The organism is Streptomyces sp. NPDC058308 (genome assembly GCF_042880275.1).
In the GTDB taxonomy this organism is placed as follows: Bacteria; Actinomycetota; Actinomycetes; order Streptomycetales; family Streptomycetaceae; genus Streptomyces.
The window spans coordinates 45,732-63,249 of sequence record NZ_JBHVZA010000024.1; the positions used below are offsets into that span (position 1 = coordinate 45,732).

Consider the following 17,518-nt stretch of genomic DNA (forward strand, 5'->3'; position numbering starts at 1 on the left):
TAGGGTGCAGAGAACCCCTCAGGGTGGAGAGCGGGCCGATGCGCTGAAGGGAGCCGAGGCGATGGACGAGCACAAGGAGACCCTCCGGGTGGGCTCGGCCGTGCGGCGGCGCCGCCGGCAGCTGGAACTCACCCTGGCCGTCGTCGCCGAGCGCAGCGGTCTCTCCGTGCCGTTCCTCAGCCAGATCGAGAACGAACGCGCCCGGCCGAGCATGCGCTCCCTGCAGCGCGTCGCCGACGCCCTGTGCACCACCGACGTGGAGCTCCTCGCCGCCGCCGACCCGGCCCGCACCGTCGAGGTGGTGCGCGCCGACGACGACACCGACCTGAACGGCTGCACCCCCGACGCGCGCGTACGGGAACTGGCCCGCGGCCACCACCAGCTGCACGCCCTGGAGTTCATCGGGGACCACGACGAGGGCCGCGAATTCCAGCACCGCAACGACGAGTTGATGTACGTCGTCGAGGGCGCCGTGGAGATGGAGGCGGAGGGCCGGGCCTACCGCCTCGGACGCGGCGACACCCTCTTCCTCACGGGCGGGGTCCGGCACCGCTGGCGGGCCACCGTGCCCGACACCAGGGTTTTGGTGGTCGCCGTGGGGGACCACATCGAAGCCGTGGACGACAGGGGGCGCTGACGTGCCGCTCACCCGAGGCCCGCTGCGGGTCGTCTCGCTGGTGCCCTCGCTGACCGAGGCGGTCGCCGTCACCGTGCCGGGCGCGCTGGTCGGGGCGACCGACTGGTGCAGCCACCCGGCGGACCTCGACGTGACCCGGGTGGGCGGCACGAAGAACCCCGACGTGCCCCGCATCGTCGCCCTCGCCCCCGACCTGGTCATCGCCAACGAGGAGGAGAACCGCGCCCCCGATCTTGCGGCGCTGCGCGCGGCCGGCGTCGAGGTCCTGGTGACCGAGGTGCGGACGCTGCCGCAGGCCTTCCGGGAGCTGACGCGGGTCCTCGCGGCGTGCGGTGCGGGACGGCCCGGGTGGCTGACCCGGGCCGAGGCGGCGTGGCGGGAGCTGCCCGCGCCGAAGGACCGGCTGCGGGCGGCGGTCCCGGTCTGGCGGCGGCCCTGGATGGTCCTCGGCCGCTCCACGTTCGCGGGCGACCTCCTCGCCCGCCTGGGGGTCGACAACGTGTACGCGGCGCACGCCGAGCGGTATCCGCGGGTGCCGGTCGAGGAGCTGTGCGCGGCGGAGCTCGACCTGGTGGTGCTGCCGGACGAGCCGTACCGCTTCACGCGCGACGACGGCCCCGAGGCGTTCCCCGCGCACCTGCCGGCCGCTCTGGTCAGCGGCCGCCACCTCACCTGGTACGGCCCGTCGCTCGCCGAGGCCCCGGCCGTGCTCGGCGCGGCGCTGCGCGGGGCCCGGCCGCGGCCGTAGCTCAGAGCCTGTGTCATATCCCCGGACGCCCGCCCGGCCGGGGATATGACACAGGCTCTCAGCGCAGGGCGACGAGCCCGGCGTCCGTCGGCCGGAAGCCGCAGGCGTCGAAGTAGAAGGGGCGCAGGTGCTCGTCGAAGTCGACGTGCAGCCACTCGCAGGCCGCCGCGCGGGCCCCGCGGACCGCGGCGGCCACGAGCCCGGCGCCGACCCCGGCTCCGCGCAGGTCCCGGGCGACCATCGTGTCCAGGACGAAGGCGTGCACCCCGCCGTCCCAGGCGACGTTGACGAAACCGACCAACTGGCCCGCGGAGCGGGCGCAGACCCAGCCGAGGCTGTGCCGGTGCACCTGGGCGTGCCATCCGACGGTCAGCGGGGCGTGCTTGAACGCCTCCGCGTGCAGGGCGTCGACGGCCCTGTCGTCGAAGTCGCCGCGCCACTCGTAGGTGATCGTCATGGCCGCAGCGTAGAGGGTGCGGCGCCGGGCTCTACGGGGTATTCAGCGTCGGTGCCGGTGCCGGTGCCGGTGCCGGTGCCGGGGCCGGGGCCGCGAGGAGCCTTCCGTCGACGATCCCGCGCAGGGTGTGCGCGAGGGCCACCGTCCAGGCGGTCACGAGGAGGAGGAAGAGGGCGGTCGCGAGCCAGTCGAACACCGCGAGCCCGGTGTGCTTGCCCAGGCCCTCGGCGCCCGTCACACAGGTGCCGACGGGGAAGGTGAACGCCCACCAGGTCATCGCGAAGCCCATGCCGCGGCGCCGGGCGCGCACCACCATGGCCGCGGCGAGCCCCAGCCACATCAGGGCGAAGCCCATGACGGGGACGCCGAAGAGCACGGCGAGGACGAGGAAGCCCCGCTCGAGCGGGGCGTGCACGACACCCGGGGCGAAGTCGGCGAACTTGTTGGTGGCGGTCGTCGACTGGCCGAGCGGGCCGAGGACCAGGAAGAGGGTGGGGGTGAGCGCCAGAGGCAGGGGGCCCGCGGTCACCAGGCGGGCGAAGATCGCCGGCAGCATCACCAGGGTGGCGAGCAGGCTCAGGCCGAACATCGCGAAGCAGCCGTACAGCATCGTCTGCTGGGCCTGGCCCGGGGGCAGATGGGGGATGAGCAGCGGGCCGACGGCCGCCGACACCATGGGGGCCACCACGGGCAGCAGCCACACGGGCGAGGCCTGGTCGGCGGCGATGCGGTGGCGGACCACCATCAGGTAGGGGATGGCCACGGCGGCCACGAGCCCGATGGCCGTGCCGACGGCGAACAGCACGGCGTCGAGCGCGACGGCGGCGCCCGTGCCGATCCAGTCCCCGCCGACGATGAGGGTGCCGCCGCCGACCGCGAGCAGCGCCATCGACAGACATCCGTAGAACGGCGCCATCGTCGGGTCCAGGAGGTGCGCGCGGGCCTGGTCGCGGTGGTGGATCCAGTGCGCGGCGCGGGCGGTGAGCAGGACGGCGAGCAGTACGAAGGACAGCGCCCACACGACGGTGCAGCCCGTGCGCAGTCCCGGGAATCCGTACGGCAGGGTCGCGCCGGCGTTGGCGACGATGGCGGTGCCCATGACGCAGGCGTACCAGTTCGGGCCGAGGTGGCGGACCGCGCCGAGGCGGGTGCCGGCGGCCGCGCGGGGGGCGCCCGTGGAGGCGGTGGGCTGAGCGGTGGTGACCATGGGTCCACGGTCGTACAGGGAGGGGGTCCGTCACCAGGGAGCACGCTTCTATGGGGGCATAAGCTGACTTTATGAGTTCGTCCTCTGCTTCTGCTGCGTCTTCTGTGTCCCCCGGATCTTCCGGGCCGTCCGGGTCGTCCGCTTACCCCAGCGTCACTGAGGCCTCGCTCGCTCACCGGGTGCCCGACCTCGGCGCGCTGCAGCTGCTGCTCGCGGTGGCCCGGCTCGGCAGTCTCGGGCGGGCCGCCCGGGAGCTGGGCATCACGCAGCCCGCGGCGAGCAGCCGGGTGCGCGCCATGGAGCGACAGCTCGGCGTCGCACTCGTCGACCGGTCGCCGCGCGGCTCGCGCCTCACGGACGCGGGCGCCCTGGTCACCGACTGGGCGGGCCGGATCGTGGAGGCGGCCGAGGCCTTCGACGCGGGGGCGCAGGCGCTGCGCGACCGGCGGGACTCGCGGCTGCGGGTCGCGGCGAGCATGACGATCGCCGAGTATCTGCTGCCGGGCTGGCTGATCGCCCTGCGGACCCAGCGGCCGGACACGGCGGTGTCGCTCCTTGCCGGTAACTCCGCCGCCGTCGCCGCCCGGTTGCTGGCCGGGGAGGCGGACCTCGGCTTCGTCGAGGGGCTCACCGTGCCGGGCGGGCTCGACGAGGTGGTCGTCGCGTACGACCGCCTCGTCGTCGTGGCGGCGCCCGGGCACCCGTGGGCGCGGCGCAGGAAGCCGCTCGCGGCCACCGAGCTGGCGGCGACGCCGCTGATCCTGCGCGAGGAGGGTTCGGGCACCCGGCAGGTCCTCGAAGCGGCGCTCGGCGGGCTCGCCCGGCCGCTGATCGAGCTGTCGTCCACGACGGCGGTGAAGGCGTCGGCGGTCAGCGGGGCGGGGCCCTCGGTCCTCAGCGAGCTCGCGGTGGGCGAGGAACTGGCGGCCCGGCGCCTTGTGGAGATCCCGCTGGCGGACGTACGGCTGCGCAGGGAGCTGCGGGCGGTCTGGCCGACGGGGCATCGTCCGGCGGGGCCGGGCCGGGATCTGCTGGCGCTGACGCGGCGCACGTAGCTGCCGGGCGGCAGGCAAACAAAGTGTTCACAACGAAGTGTTGACAGTGATCGGTGCGGTGCCCCACGCTGGGCGCATGGCATCGACTCCCGCACCGACTCCCGCATCAACCCCCCGTCGCGCTGCCGTCCCGGCCGCGGACCCCTTCACCCCGCCCCACCCCGACGAGGCGCGGTCCCACCGGGTCTACGCCTCGCTGATGCGCGTCGCCGAGCGGCACGCCGCCGACGACGAGCAGCGCCGCAGGCAGGTCCACCCCACCGTCCTCGGTCCGCACGAGGCCGTCAGGCTGGTCGCGTTCCTGCTCAGCGGAGCCGCCAAGGCCGTCGAGGGGGAACCCGAGGTGGACCAGGCCGACATCACCGCGGCGCTCACCCTGCTGCCGATGGCCCGCGGGGAGATGGACGAGCTGGAGACCGGCCTCCTCCAGATGGCGCGGGGGCGCGGCATGACCTGGCCGGAGATCGCCTTCGGCCTCGGCCTCGGCACGCCGCAGGCGGCCCGGCAGCGGTACGAGCGGCTGGTGGCGCGGACGGCGGGTGAGGGGGAGTAGCGCATCGTCGGCCGAGGCGCGGCCGATATCCGGGCGAAGAAAAATGTCTGGCGTCGCCCACGGGCCCGCGCCCACCATGGGCGCATGAACGTGACCGCGCCCCCGGCGACCGGCGTCCGCACCTCGTGGTGGGAGCTTCCCGCGCACGTCCGCGCAGGTCTGGAGGGTGAGCTCGGCGCGGCCGTGGCCGAGGCGGTGACGCAGCGCGGGGGGTTCTCGCCCGGTGTGGCCGCCCGGGTGCGCCTCGCCGACGGCCGTCGGGCGTTCGTCAAGGCCGTCAGCGCCGAGGCCAACCCGGGCAGCCCCCGCCTGCACCGCGCCGAGGCCCGCAACTCCGCCGCCCTGCCCGCCGCCGTGCCCGTGCCCCGGTTCCTGGCCTGCTACGACGACGGGGCCTGGGTGGCCCTCGCCTTCGAGGACATCCAGGGGCGTCAGCCGCAAGTGCCGTGGCGCGGCGATGAGTTCGCGCGAGTGCTGCAAGCGGTGGACGCCCTCTCGCGGGATCTCACGCCCGCGCCGGTGGCCGCCCCCACCGCTGCCGAGGCGGTCGCGGGCATCTTCCGGGGGTGGGAGCGGCTGATCGAGCAGGGCGCGGGGGCGGACGAGCGGCTCGATCCGTGGATCCGCCGCAACCTGCCCGCGCTCGCCGAACTCGCCGCGCCATGGAGCGAGTTCGCATCGGGCGACACCCTCGCCCACGGAGACCTGCGCGCCGACAACATGCTGCTCACGCCCGACGGCGACCGGGTCGTCTTCGTCGACTGGCCGCACGCCCTGCGCGCCGCACCCTGGTTCGACCTGCTCCTCATGCTCCCGTGCGTGCGAGCCCAAGGCGGCCCCGACCCGGAGGAGGTATTCACCACCCAGCGGGTGGGCGCGGAGGCCGACCCGCGGGGCGTGACCGCGACGCTGGCCGGTCTCGCCGGGTACTTCGTGCGGCAGTCGCTGCAGCCCGCACCGGCCGGGCTGCCGACCCTGCGCGCCTTTCAGGCGGCGCAGGGTGCGGCCGCCGTGGCGTGGCTCAGGACGCGGCTCGTGACGCGGCGCGGACCAGCGCTGCCATGACCCGCGTGTCCTCGCCCATCTCGGGATGCCACTGCACGCCGAGCGCCCAGGCGGGGCCGGGCAGTTCGACGGCCTCGACGGTGCCGTCCGCCGCGTAGGCCGAGGGCACCAGGTCCCGGCCGAGGCGGTCCACCGCCTGGTGGTGGTAGGCCGGCACGTCCGTGCTCGCGTCCGGCACGATCGACTCGTAGAGCGTCCCGGGAACCGGCTTCACCGCGTGCGTGCCGAACACGCCCACCTGCTCCCGGTGTCCCTCCATGTGCTGGACCAGCGTCCCGCCGAGCGCCACGTTCATCAGCTGCATGCCGCGGCAGATGCCGAGCAGCGGCGTGCCGGATGCCAACGCGGCCTCGATCAGGGCGAGTTCCCAGGCGTCCCGCTCACGCGCGGGCGGCCCGGTGTGCTCCTCCGGCTCCGCGCCGTACCGCGCGGGCTCGACGTCGGGGCCGCCCGCGACGACCACGCCGTCGAGCCGGTCGACGACGGAGCGCGCGTACCCGGGATCGTCCGGCGGCAGCATCGAGACGAGGCCGCCCGCCGCCTGGACGAGCCGGGGATAGCCCGCGGGCAGGAGCGCCGCGGGCAGCTCCCACACGCCCCAGCTCGTACGGGACTCCAGATAGGTGCTGACGCCGATCAGTGGCCTGCCGCTCACCGCGTTCTCCCTCGCCATGGTGTTCACTCGCGTTCCAACTCTGCCTCGGCGGCCGCCAGCGCCGCGAACTCCTCCTCCGGCGCGCGCGCCACCAGATGCCTCCGGCTGTACAGGCCGAAGTAGCCGATGGCGACCACGTACACCGCGAGCGCGATCAGCGCCGCCGTCACGTCCACCAGGAACGTCGCGACCAGCGCGGCGCAAGCGAGGACCAGCGCCACGGACGAGGTGAGGATGCCGCCGGGCGTGCGGTAGGGCCGCTCCAGGTTCGGCTCGCGGCGGCGAAGGACGATGTGTGAGAGCGACATCAGGGCGTACGAGATGGTCGCGCCGAAGACCGCGACGTTCAGCATGCGGGCACCGTCGCCGGTCGCCGCGGCCAGGCCGAAGCCGATCGCGCCGGGGACGAGAAGGCCCAGGTAGGGGGCCTTGCGGCTGCTGGTGAGCGAGAGGAAGCGGGGGAGGTAACCGGCCCGGGAGAGCGCGAAGAGCTGGCGCGAGCCCGCGTAGATGAGCGAGAAGAAGGAGGCCACCAGGCCCGCGAGGCCCGCGTAGTTGATGACGCGGCTGAGCCCCGTCGCCTCGCCGTCCGGCTGGAGGGCCTCGACCAGGGGGTTGCCCGCATCCTGGAGCGCGTTCGCGCCGCGCGCGCCGGCCGACGCGAAGAAGGTGAGGAGCGCGAGGGCGGCGAGGATGGCCATCGACCAGCGGATGGCGCGGGGCAGCGTGCGCGCCGGGTCCTTGGTCTCCTCGGCGGCCAGCGGCACGCCCTCGACGCCGAGGAAGAACCACATGCCGAAGGGGAACGCGGCCCAGATGCCCAACACGCCCATCGGCAGCCAGGAGTTGGCGCCGAAGGCGCCGGTGTCCACCGGGATGTCGTTCAGCTTCGACGCGTCGAAGTCCGTGAACGCGCCGACCGCGAAGACCAGCAGGGCCGCCACCGCGATGCCGGTCACCACGAAGCTGAAGCGCAGCGCCTCGCCGACGCCCCAGAGGTGGATGCCGATGAAGACGACGAAGCAGGCCAGGTAGACCGGCCAGCCCGAGGTGAGGCCGAACAGGCCGAGCGATTCCACGTAGTCGCCGATGAAGATGGAGATCGCGGCGGGCGCGAGGATGTACTCGATGAGGATCGCCGTGCCGGTCAGGAAGCCGCCCCAGGGCCCGAGCGCCCGGCGCGCGAAGCCGTAGCCGCCGCCCGCGGTGGGCAGTACGGAGGAGAGCTCGGCCAGCGAGAAGACCATGCACGCGTACATCACGCCCATCAGCGCCATGGCGATGGCGAGGCCGCCGAAGCCGCCCTCCGCGAGACCGAAGTTCCAGCCGGAGTAGTCGCCGGAGACGACATAGGCGACGCCGAGCCCGGTGAGCAGCAGCCAGCCCGCGCTGCCCCTGCGGAGCGTTCTGCGCTCCAGATAGTCGTCCGCCGGTTCGGCGGGGCTCGGCTTGGTGGACTCCACGGTCATGGCACGGCTCCTATGTGGCGGCACATGGATCTGCTCGACTGCTGCAGGACACGCAATGGAACGGATCCATACCTTTGCCGTGCCGGGTGGGAGAAATCAAGCCCCCTGCGTTACCCGGCGGTTAACAGCGCCTCACGCGGCGAAGCCCCGAGTTCTTACCCGGCGAGGCCCGCTTCCTACCCGGCGAGGCCCGCGGCCTCACGTCAGAAAGCCCCGCAGCAGGGCCGCCGTTCCCGCGCAGTGCTCGCGCATCATCTCCCGCGCGCCGTCCGCGTCCCCGTCGAGCACCGCCTCGACGAGCGCGGTGTGCTGGCGCTGCGAGTGCTCCAGGTTCCGCACCAGGAGCGGGATGCAGTCGAGGAGGTCGTTGACGGTCGCGCGGACCGCCGCGTACTGCGCGGTGAGCGACGGCGACCCGCACAGCTCGGCGAGCGTGAGGTGAAGGAGCGTGTCCAGTCTGCGGTACTCCGCGAGGGGCGCGTCGTGGGTCCGGTCGAGCGCCGAGCGCAGCCGGTCCGCCTGCTCGCCGGTCAGGCCGTGGGCCGCGCAGAGCCCGGCCGCGCCGACCTCGAGGACCTCGCGGAAGCGCAGCGCGTCCTCGACGTCGACGTCCTTGATGCGGCGGCGCAGCTCGTCCTCGCCGGGCGCCTCGGGGCGCGGGCGCACGAAGGTACCGCCGTACCGCCCGCGCCGCGACTCGACCAGACCCTGGTCCTGCAGCACCTTCAGGACCTCGCGCAGCGTGACCCGGCTGATGCCGAGGCGGTCGGCCAACTCCCGCTCCGACGGCAGGCGTTCGCCGCCGGGCACCAGGCCGAGGCGGACCACCTGGAGGATCTGCTCCAGGGCCTCCTCGAAGCCGTTGCCCGCCCGCACAGGACGCAGGACCGGCGTCAGCCGGTCGTCCTCCGTTTCGGACGGGACACCCCCGGTGGTGCCCTCTTCCGTGTGCGACATGCCCGTACCCCCTTCCCAAGCAAAGGTTCTCCGCAATACCTTATGGCTCCCGGCTGACCCAAGGAGGCTTTTCCCGTGGCAGACCGCACACCCCCGCTCGCCGTCGAGGAGCTCACCGCCCTCGTGGCGAGCGGCGAGATCGACACTGTCGTCCTGGCCTTTCCCGACATGCAGGGGCGGCTCCAGGGCAAGCGGTTCGCCGCCCGCTTCTTCCTCGACGAGGTCCTGGAACACGGCACGGAGGGCTGCAACTACCTCCTCGCCGTCGACACGGAGATGAACACCGTGGACGGCTACGCGATGTCCTCCTGGGACCGCGGCTACGGTGACTTCGCCATGCACCCCGACCTCTCCACCCTGCGCCGGGTCCCCTGGAACGAGGGCACCGCGATGCTCATCGCGGACCTCGCCTGGAACGACTCCTCGCCGGTGGTCGCGGCCCCCCGCCAGATACTGCGCCGCCAGCTGGACCGCCTCGCCGAGCTCGGCTTCACCGCGCACGTCGGCACGGAGCTCGAATTCATCGTCTTCAAGGACACCTACGAGCAGGCCTGGGACGCCGGGTACAAGGACCTCACCCCGGCCAACCAGTACAACATCGACTACTCGGTCCTCGGCACCGGCCGCGTCGAGCCGCTGCTGCGCCGTATCCGCAACGACATGGCGGCCGCCGGACTCGTCGTCGAGTCGGCCAAGGGCGAGTGCAACCCGGGCCAGCACGAGATCGTGTTCAAGTACGACGAGGCCCTGGTCACCTGCGACCAGCACGCCATCTACAAGACCGGCGCCAAGGAGATCGCGTCCCAGGAAGGCGTCTCGCTCACCTTCATGGCCAAGTTCAACGAGCGCGAGGGCAACTCCTGCCACATCCACCTCTCGCTCCAGGACGCCGACGGCACCAACGTCATGGCGGGCTCCGCGGCCGACCCGGGCGGCATGTCACCCGTCATGCGGCACTTCCTGGCCGGCCAGCTCGCGGCGCTGCGCGACTTCTCCCTGCTGTACGCGCCCAATATCAACTCCTACAAGCGGTTCCGGCCCGGCTCCTTCGCGCCGACCGCCGCCGCCTGGGGCTACGACAACCGCACCTGCGCACTCCGCGTCGTCGGCCACGGCCGCTCGCTCCGCTTCGAGAACCGGCTCCCCGGGGGCGACGTCAACCCGCACCTCGCCGTCGCGGGACTCGTCGCCGCCGGGCTCTACGGGATGGAGCAGAAGCTCGAACTCCCCGACGAGTGCACCGGCAACGCCTACAGCGGCGACTACGCGCACGTCCCCACCACGCTGCGGGAGGCCGCCGAGCTCTGGGAGAACAGCCCCATCGCCAAGGCCGCCTTCGGCGACGAGGTGGTCGCCCACTACCGCAACATGGCGCGGGTCGAACTGGACGCCTTCGACTCCGCGGTGACCGACTGGGAGCTCCGCCGCTCCTTCGAACGCATGTGAGGCACCCTTGCCCGACGCACAGAACCTCGACGCACAGAACCTCGACGTACTGAATCCGGCGACCGAAGAGGTCATCGCGACCGTCGCCGCCGCCACCGCGCAGGACGTGGACGCCGCCGTCGTACGTGCGGCCGCCGTACAGGCCAAATGGGCCGCGGCCGCCCCCGCCGACCGCGCCCGCCTGCTGCGCCGCTTCGCGGCGGTCGTCGACGAACACCTGGAGGAACTCGCCCGGTTGGAGGTGCGCGAAGCCGGGCACGTCATCGGCAACGCGCGCTGGGAGGCCGGCAACGTCCGCGACCTCCTCGACTTCGCCGCCGGGGGAGTGGAGCGGCTCAGCGGCCGGCAGATCCCGGTGCCCGGCGGCCTGAACGTCACGATCCTCGAACCCCTCGGTGTCGTCGGCGTCATCGCCCCCTGGAACTTCCCGATGCCGATCGCCGCCTGGGGCACCGCCCCCGCCCTCGCGGCCGGCAACGCGGTGATCCTCAAGCCCGCCGAGGCGACCCCGCTCACCGCGCTCCGCCTCGCCGAACTCGCCCTGGAGGCAGGCCTTCCCGAGGGCCTCTTCCAGGTGCTTCCGGGCAGGGGCGACGTCGCGGGCGACAGGCTCGTCGAACATCCGGGCGTCGCCAAGATCGTGTTCACCGGCTCCACCCGCGTCGGCAAACAGATCATGGCCAAATGCGCCGACCGCGTGAAGCGCGTGACCCTCGAACTGGGCGGCAAGAGCCCGAACATCGTCTTCGCGGACGCCGACGTGGAGGCCGCCGCCCTCGCCACCCCCATGTCCTACCTCGACAACTCCGGCCAGGACTGCTGCGCCCGCACCCGCATCCTGGTGCAGCGCTCCGTCTACGACCGCTTCCTGGAGATCGTCCGGCCCGCGATCGAGTCCGTCGTCGTCGGCGACCCGTCCGACGAGAAGACCCAGATGGGCCCGCTGATCTCCCGGTCCCAGCTGGAGCGGGTGCGTTCGTACGTACCGGCAGGGGCCGGAATCCACGGCACCGCCCCCGAGGGCCCCGGCTTCTGGTTCCCGCCGACACTCCTCACCGATGCCGCCCCGACGTCGCCGGTGGCGAGCGAGGAGGTCTTCGGGCCGGTCGCCGTCGTCCTGCCCTTCGACGACGAGGCCGACGCGATCCGCCTCGCCAACGCGACCGAGTACGGCCTCTCCGGGTCCATCTGGACGCGGGACGTGGGGCGCGCCCTGCGCGTCTCCGGGGCGGTGGCCGCGGGCAACCTGTCCGTCAACTCGCATTCCAGCGTGCGCTATTGGACCCCCTTCGGGGGCTACAAGCAGTCCGGACTCGGCCGCGAACTCGGCCCGGACGCGCTCGCCGCATTCACGGAAACCAAGAACGTCTTCATCAGCACGGAGGCCTGACCCATGCCGGACACGTCCGAGAACATCTGCCGCCGCCTCGTCGGCCGCACCGCCGTCATCACCGGCGCAGGCAGCGGCATCGGCCTCGCCACGGCGCGCCGACTCGCCTCCGAGGGCGCCCACGTCGTCTGCGGAGACATCGACGAGAGTGCGGGCAAGGCCGCGGCCGACGCGGTCGGCGGGACCTTCGTCAAGGTCGACGTCACCGACGCCGAGCAGGTCGAGGCGCTCTTCAAGACCGCGTACGACACCTACGGCTCCGTCGACGTCGCCTTCAACAACGCGGGCATCTCGCCGCCCGACGACGACTCCATCCTGGACACCGGCCTCGAAGCCTGGAAGCGCGTCCAGGAGGTCAACCTCACCTCCGTGTACCTGTGCTGCAAGGCGGCCATCCCCTACATGCGGCGGCAGGGCAAGGGCTCGATCATCAACACCGCCTCGTTCGTGGCGAAGATGGGCGCGGCCACGTCACAGATCTCGTACACCGCGTCCAAGGGCGGCGTCCTCGCCATGTCCCGCGAGCTCGGCGTGCAGTTCGCCCGCGAGGGAATCCGCGTCAACGCGCTCTGCCCCGGCCCGGTCAACACCCCCCTCCTCCAGGAGCTGTTCGCCAAGGACCCCGAGCGGGCCGCGCGCCGCCTCGTGCACATCCCGGTGGGCCGCTTCGCCGAGGCCGAGGAGCTCGCCGCCGCCGTGGCGTTCCTCGCCAGCGACGACTCCTCCTTCGTCAACGCCACCGACTTCCTCGTCGACGGCGGGATCTCCGGGGCGTACGTCACCCCACTCTAGGCCGGGCCTCCTCGTAGTTCACCCAGCAGCCACCCACCCGTCAGCCGGGCGTCGCGCGACGCCCGGCTGACCTGCGTAAGAACTGGAGTGTGTTCGTGAACTTCAAGCGCCGCGCCGTCGCGGCCGCAGCCGTGCTCGCCGTCGCCGGGGCCGGTCTCGCCACCGTCCAGGCCACCGCGGAAGCCACCCAGCCCGCGTCCCACCCGGCCCGCGGGCGGCCCGAGGCCTGCCCGGACCTCACCGTCTCGAAGGGCTGGTACGGCGAGAACAAGGCGCGGCTCCAGCGCATGATCGACACGTACGGTCACTGCGGCCCCCAGCGGCACAAGGGCGGTGCCAGGCCGGTCGCGACCTTCGACTGGGACAACACCGTCATCAAGAACGACATCGGCGACGCCACCATGTTCTGGCTGCTGCGCAACGGCAAAATCCGCACGCCCGAGCGCGGCGACTGGCACACCACGAGCCGCTATCTGACGGACCCGGCGGCCAAGGCCCTGGCGAAGGCCTGCCCCGCCACCGGCACCACCCTGCCCACGCACCGGAACACCGCCTGCGCCGACGAGATCCTCTCCGTCTACAGCGAGGCCACCACCACCGCGGGCAAGCACGCCTTCGACGGCTTCGACCGCCGCCGCATGGAACCGCAGTACGCCTGGCTCGCCCAGCTCACCCGAGGCTGGACCACCCGCCAGGTCAAGCGGTTCGCGGCCGCCGCCCGCAGGGAGAACCTCGCCGCACCCGTCGGCGCCGAACAGCGCGTCGGCACGGAGCGGGTCACCGGCTGGGTCCGCTACTACGACCAGCAGCGCGACCTGATCCGCACCCTGAAGAAGGCCGGCTTCGACGTCCACATCGTCTCCGCCTCGCCCGAGCCCGTCGCCGAGGTGTGGGCCGACGCCGTGGGCATCGACGCCCGGCACACCCTCGGCATCCGCAACATCACCGCACACGGCAGGCAGACCGCCCACCTCAAGGGCTGCGGCACCGTCAGGGACGGCGACGACTCGATGATCACGTACATCGACGGCAAGCGCTGCTGGATCAACAAGGAGATCCTCGGCGTGCACGGCGCGGCCGCCCAGAAAGTCCAACCGGCCGACAGGCGCCAGGTGTTCGCGGCCGGCGACTCCGACACGGACGTCTCCTTCCTGCGCGACGCCACCGGCCTGCGACTCGTCCTGAACCGCAACAAGAACGAACTGATGTGCCGCGCCTACGAGAACGGCGACGGCCGCTGGCTGGTCAACCCCATGTTCATCGAGCCCAAGGGCAAGAAGGCCGACCCCTACCCCTGCGCCACCACGGGCTACACGCGCGGGGACGGCACGCCGGCCCCGGTGCGCCGTACGGACGGCTCCGTGATCCCCGATCAGAGGGACACGGTGTACGGGGAGTCGGCGCCGTCGTCAGCGCCGTAGGACTGATGTACGGTCCACTCGCATGCGTAACAGAAACATTTTGGCGCTGACCCTGGCAGCGGCCGCCACCCTGGCGGCCGTGCCGGCAGCTCTCCCCGCGGCCGCCGCCACGCCCGCGAACCCCCGTACGGCCACCGGCGACTGCCCCCAGCTGTCGAAGAAGCTGACCTGGTACGGCGACAACCGAGCCCACCTGCAGCGGGTGATCGACGAGCGCGGCAGCTGCTCCCACCCGCACCTCGGACACGGCCAGAAGCGGCCGGTCGCCGCCTTCGACTGGGACAACACCGTCACCAAGAACGACGTCACCGACGCGACCATCGCCTGGGCCCTGCGCCACGACAAGATCCTGCGTCCCAAGAGCTGGAAGTCCACCAGCAAGTGGATGACCGACGAAGCCCACCGCGCGCTCACCAAGGCCTGCGGCACGAAGGTCCCGGTCGGCAAGCCGCTGCGGACCTCCACGAACAAGGCCTGTGCGGACGAGATCTTCGAGGTCCGCGAGGACGGGAGGACGATGAGCGGCGCGGCCGCCTTCGCCGGGAAGTGGGACCACCGCCACACCGTCCCGCAGTACGCCTGGGTGCCGCAGATCTTCGCCGGGCACACCGTCCCCGAGCTGGAGTCGTACGCGGCGAAGGCCCGCAAGGAGGCGCTCGCCGCCCCCGTCGGCGCCACCCAGACCGTCGGCACCCACGAGATCCCCGGGTACGTCCGCTACTACGACCAGCAGCGCGACCTGATCCGCACCCTCAAGAAGGCCGGGTTCGACGTCTACATCGTCTCGGCGGGCTCGGAGCCGGTCACCGAGGTCTGGTCGAAGAGCGTGGGCATCGACCGCGAGCACACCGTCGCCATCCGCTCCGTCCTGGACCGCGCGGGCCGCATCACCACCTGGAACCAGGGCTGCGGCGGCGTCCCCGTGAACAAGGGCGAGGCCATCCCGTACATCGACGGGAAGCGCTGCTGGATCAACCAGGAGATCTTCCGTCTCAAGGGCAAGAAGGCCTGGGACAAGCAGGACCGGGCCCACCGCATCGCGCTCGGCGGCGGTGACGCCGACACCGACGTGACCTTCGTCGGCGACGCGACCGGCGCGCACCTCGTGCTCAACCGCAACAAGAACGAGGTCATGTGCCGCGCGTACGACGACGCGGACGGCCGCTGGATCGTGAACCCCATGTTCATCGAGCCGCTGAAGCAGATGCCCGGCCGCTACCCCTGCTCGACGAGCGCGTACAACGAGCACAACGGGGACAAGGGTCCCGTCCGGCGCGCGGACGGCTCCGTCGTCGCCGACCAGCGGGACTCGGTGTACTGATCTTCGCGGCACGTCCTAGAGTGCCGGGATGAGCATGACGACCCCTCCCGGCTGGTACCCGGACCCGTCGGCACCGGCAGTCGAACGCTGGTGGGACGGGACCGCCTGGACCGAGCACCGGCGGACCCCCGAGTACGCCCAAGTGCCGCAGGACCGGCAGGGCTTCGGCCCGGCCGGCGACACCACCGCCGTGATGGCCCCGGCCGCCCCGGGCGGCGGCCGGGGCAAGGCCGTCGCACTGGCCGCCGCCGGGGTCGTCCTCGTCGGCGCGATCGTCACCGGCGCCGTCGTCCTGACCAAGGACGACGGCGACCCGACGAGCGGCGTGGCGGCGCCGAGCGCGCCGGCCGACAGCAGCCCGGCGCCCACCGGGACGGAGTCGGAGTCGGCGTCCCCGTCCTCCGACCCCGACCCGGACACCCTCGTCGACGACCTCAACGGCATCACGCTCCCCGTCCCCGACGGCTGGGAGAAGAACAACGACTCGCTGGGCGGCGGCGCGACCGTCCAGACCCCGGACATCATCGACTGCCCGGGCGACTCCGGGCTCTGCCGCGCGGGCACCGTCACGTCCAGCACCGTGACCGGCACGGACGAGACGGACCCCAAGGCGCTCGCCCGGGGCGACATCAAGGACGCGGCGGACGAGGCCTACGACCACGACAAGCTGGACAACGAGCCCTACGGCGGCATCACCGGCCACGAGAAGCTAGGAGAAGGGCAGGTGGCGGTCGCGGGCCGCACCGGCTACTACGTGCGCTGGCGCGTGCACACGGCCAAGGGCGCCGGCGGATACGTCCAGTCGCTGGCGTTCAAGTCGAGCGTCGGATCGGAGTCGATGGTCATCGTCCGCTTCGCCGTCGGCGCGGGGGACGGCGACCCGAAAGTCGCCGTCATGGACGAGATCACCGACGGCATCCGCTCGGTCGACGACAGCGGGACGGGCGGCGGCGTCGGCGACGACGTAGGCGCGACCCCCTGAGCGACAGGGGAGACGGTCCCAGGATTAAGCGACAGGGGAGACGCTTCCAGGATCAGAGGAAGGTCTTGCCCTCGCCCCGGTACGTCGGGACGCTCCCCGTCACCTTGTCGCCCTTGACCAGCTGCAGCGTCTCGAACCGCTCGCACAGCTCGCCCGCCTTGGCGTGCCGGAACCACACCTTGTCGCCGATCAGCAGATCGTCCGCCGGAGGGCCGTGCAGCGGCGTCTGCACCTCGCCCGCGCCTTCCTGCGGGTCGTACCGAAGACCCTCGGGAAGGTACGGCTCCGGCGAGCGGTCGGCGCCCGCGACACCCGACGCCGGATACCCGCCGCCGAGCACCGTCACCGTCCCCACTCCGGGCCGCCGCACCACGGGCTGCGCGAACAGCGCGGCCGGACTCCCGCTGAACGACGTGTAGTTGTCGAAGAGCCGCGGCACGAACAGCCCCGACCCCGCGGCGATCTCGGTGACCGCACGCTCGGCCGCGGTGTGCTGCACGCTGCCGGTCCCGCCGCCGTTCACGAACTCCAGGTCCGGCGCGACCGCCCGCACCGCCGCGACCGTCTGACCCCGGCGCGCCGCCAGCTCCTTGCGGGCCGCGGCCTGCATCATCCGGATGGCCCGCGAGCGCGCCGGATGCCCCTCGACCGCGTCGCCCACGCCCGCGACATGACCCTCGTACGCCATCACGCCCACGAGCCGGAAGCCGGGCCGCCGGACGACGGCGCGGGCCAGCGCGGCGACCTGGACGGGGGAGTGCAGCGGCGAACGGAGCGCGCCCACGCGCACGCGACGGCCCAGCACTTTGAACGACGTGTCCAACTCCAGGCAGACCCGCACCTCTTCGGTCCCGCCGTCCCTGGCCTCGTCGATCAGCCGCAGCTGCGCCGGGTCGTCGACCATCACGGTCACCGCGGCCGCGAGCTTCGGATCGGCGGCCAGTCGCGCGAACGAGGCGCGGTCCGCCGAGGGATAGGCGAGCAGCACGTCGTCGAAGCCGGACCGGGCGAGCCACAGCGACTCGGCGAGCGTGAACGACATGATCCCCGCGAAGCCGTCACGGGCCAGCACCCGTTCGAGCAGGGCCCGACAGCGCACGGACTTGCTCGCGACCCGGATCGGCTTGCCGGCGGCCCGGCGCACGAGATCGTCCGCGTTCGCGTCGAAGGCGTCCAGATCGACGATCGCGACGGGGGCGTCGAGGTGCGCGGTGGCCCGGTCGTAACGGGCCCGGTCTGCTGCGCTCCGCGACGCGTGACGCCTCGGTGAAGGGCGGTGGCCGGGAGTCGGGTGGGCTGTCATGGCCGAAGCCTGCCAGACACGATTACCGGAGGGTAGGGGGATGATCCGGGCAGATCGCCC

Annotated in this window: 17 protein-coding genes; 11 read left to right on the top strand and 6 right to left on the bottom strand. The window is 72.6% G+C overall.

The window, feature by feature from the left end:
- Positions 1–61: 61 nt before the first annotated feature.
- Entirely contained in the window at positions 62–637 is a 576-nt protein-coding gene (locus ACFVYL_RS28365; protein WP_389720806.1) for a helix-turn-helix domain-containing protein, read from the top strand.
- A gap of 1 nt (position 638) precedes the next feature.
- Complete coding sequence (locus ACFVYL_RS28370; RefSeq protein ID WP_389720808.1) at positions 639–1,385, top strand: helical backbone metal receptor; 747 nt, start codon at positions 639–641, stop codon at positions 1,383–1,385.
- Between the two features lie 58 nt (positions 1,386–1,443).
- On the opposite strand, the gene ACFVYL_RS28375 is transcribed toward ACFVYL_RS28370, so the two are convergent.
- Together ACFVYL_RS28375 and ACFVYL_RS28380 are read right to left on the bottom strand one after the other, a co-directional pair.
- On the bottom strand, positions 1,444–1,842 hold the full coding sequence (locus ACFVYL_RS28375) for a GNAT family N-acetyltransferase (protein ID WP_389720810.1): 399 nt from the start codon (positions 1,840–1,842) through the stop codon (positions 1,444–1,446).
- A gap of 31 nt (positions 1,843–1,873) precedes the next feature.
- A complete protein-coding gene (locus ACFVYL_RS28380) occupies positions 1,874–3,049 on the bottom strand; it encodes a TDT family transporter (protein WP_389720812.1) in 1,176 nt (391 codons plus the stop codon).
- A gap of 71 nt (positions 3,050–3,120) precedes the next feature.
- Between ACFVYL_RS28380 and ACFVYL_RS28385 the strand changes: the two genes are divergently transcribed.
- The 3 genes from ACFVYL_RS28385 (at position 3,121) to ACFVYL_RS28395 (ending at position 5,722) form a co-directional block, all read left to right on the top strand.
- The gene (locus ACFVYL_RS28385; RefSeq protein WP_389720815.1) at positions 3,121–4,104 is read left to right on the top strand and encodes a LysR family transcriptional regulator; all 984 of its coding nucleotides are present in this window, start codon (positions 3,121–3,123) and stop codon (positions 4,102–4,104) included.
- A gap of 76 nt (positions 4,105–4,180) precedes the next feature.
- On the top strand, positions 4,181–4,657 hold the full coding sequence (locus ACFVYL_RS28390) for a DNA-binding protein (RefSeq protein WP_389720817.1): 477 nt from the start codon (positions 4,181–4,183) through the stop codon (positions 4,655–4,657).
- 84 nt (positions 4,658–4,741) lie between these two features.
- A complete protein-coding gene (locus ACFVYL_RS28395; protein ID WP_389720819.1) occupies positions 4,742–5,722 on the top strand; it encodes a phosphotransferase family protein in 981 nt (326 codons plus the stop codon).
- Here the strand turns inward: ACFVYL_RS28395 and ACFVYL_RS28400 are convergent.
- The 3 genes from ACFVYL_RS28400 to ACFVYL_RS28410 form a co-directional block, all read right to left on the bottom strand.
- Positions 5,679–6,395 carry a gamma-glutamyl-gamma-aminobutyrate hydrolase family protein gene (locus ACFVYL_RS28400; RefSeq protein WP_389720822.1) on the bottom strand — a complete coding sequence of 239 codons (717 nt, stop codon included), beginning with the start codon at positions 6,393–6,395 and terminating at the stop codon, positions 5,679–5,681. The two genes, ACFVYL_RS28395 and ACFVYL_RS28400, sit on opposite strands and share 44 nt — an antisense overlap.
- A gap of 5 nt (positions 6,396–6,400) precedes the next feature.
- Positions 6,401–7,846: an ethanolamine permease gene (gene eat, locus ACFVYL_RS28405; protein WP_389720824.1), complete on the bottom strand. Its 1,446-nt coding sequence runs from the start codon at positions 7,844–7,846 to the stop codon at positions 6,401–6,403.
- 198 nt (positions 7,847–8,044) lie between these two features.
- On the bottom strand, positions 8,045–8,803 hold the full coding sequence (locus tag ACFVYL_RS28410; RefSeq protein WP_389720826.1) for a FadR/GntR family transcriptional regulator: 759 nt from the start codon (positions 8,801–8,803) through the stop codon (positions 8,045–8,047).
- A gap of 75 nt (positions 8,804–8,878) precedes the next feature.
- On the opposite strand from ACFVYL_RS28410, the gene ACFVYL_RS28415 reads away from it, so the two are divergent.
- The 6 genes from ACFVYL_RS28415 (at position 8,879) to ACFVYL_RS28440 (ending at position 16,155) form a co-directional block, all read left to right on the top strand.
- Positions 8,879–10,249, top strand: coding sequence for a glutamine synthetase family protein (locus ACFVYL_RS28415; RefSeq protein WP_389720828.1), 1,371 nt, complete (start codon positions 8,879–8,881; stop codon positions 10,247–10,249).
- A gap of 7 nt (positions 10,250–10,256) precedes the next feature.
- Positions 10,257–11,639, top strand: coding sequence for an aldehyde dehydrogenase family protein (locus ACFVYL_RS28420; RefSeq protein WP_389720830.1), 1,383 nt, complete (start codon positions 10,257–10,259; stop codon positions 11,637–11,639).
- 3 nt (positions 11,640–11,642) lie between these two features.
- Positions 11,643–12,431, top strand: coding sequence for a 3-oxoacyl-ACP reductase (locus ACFVYL_RS28425; RefSeq protein ID WP_389720833.1), 789 nt, complete (start codon positions 11,643–11,645; stop codon positions 12,429–12,431).
- Positions 12,432–12,526: 95 nt separating this feature from the next.
- Entirely contained in the window at positions 12,527–13,852 is a 1,326-nt protein-coding gene (locus ACFVYL_RS28430) for a haloacid dehalogenase-like hydrolase (protein ID WP_389720836.1), read from the top strand.
- A gap of 22 nt (positions 13,853–13,874) precedes the next feature.
- The gene (locus tag ACFVYL_RS28435; protein WP_389720839.1) at positions 13,875–15,173 is read left to right on the top strand and encodes a haloacid dehalogenase-like hydrolase; all 1,299 of its coding nucleotides are present in this window, start codon (positions 13,875–13,877) and stop codon (positions 15,171–15,173) included.
- Positions 15,174–15,201: 28 nt separating this feature from the next.
- Entirely contained in the window at positions 15,202–16,155 is a 954-nt protein-coding gene (locus tag ACFVYL_RS28440; protein ID WP_389720841.1) for a DUF2510 domain-containing protein, read from the top strand.
- Positions 16,156–16,207: 52 nt separating this feature from the next.
- Here ACFVYL_RS28440 and ACFVYL_RS28445 read toward each other — a convergent pair whose 3' ends face one another.
- Complete coding sequence (locus ACFVYL_RS28445) at positions 16,208–17,458, bottom strand: amino acid deaminase/aldolase (protein WP_389720843.1); 1,251 nt, start codon at positions 17,456–17,458, stop codon at positions 16,208–16,210.
- Between the last annotated feature and the right edge of the window lie 60 nt (positions 17,459–17,518).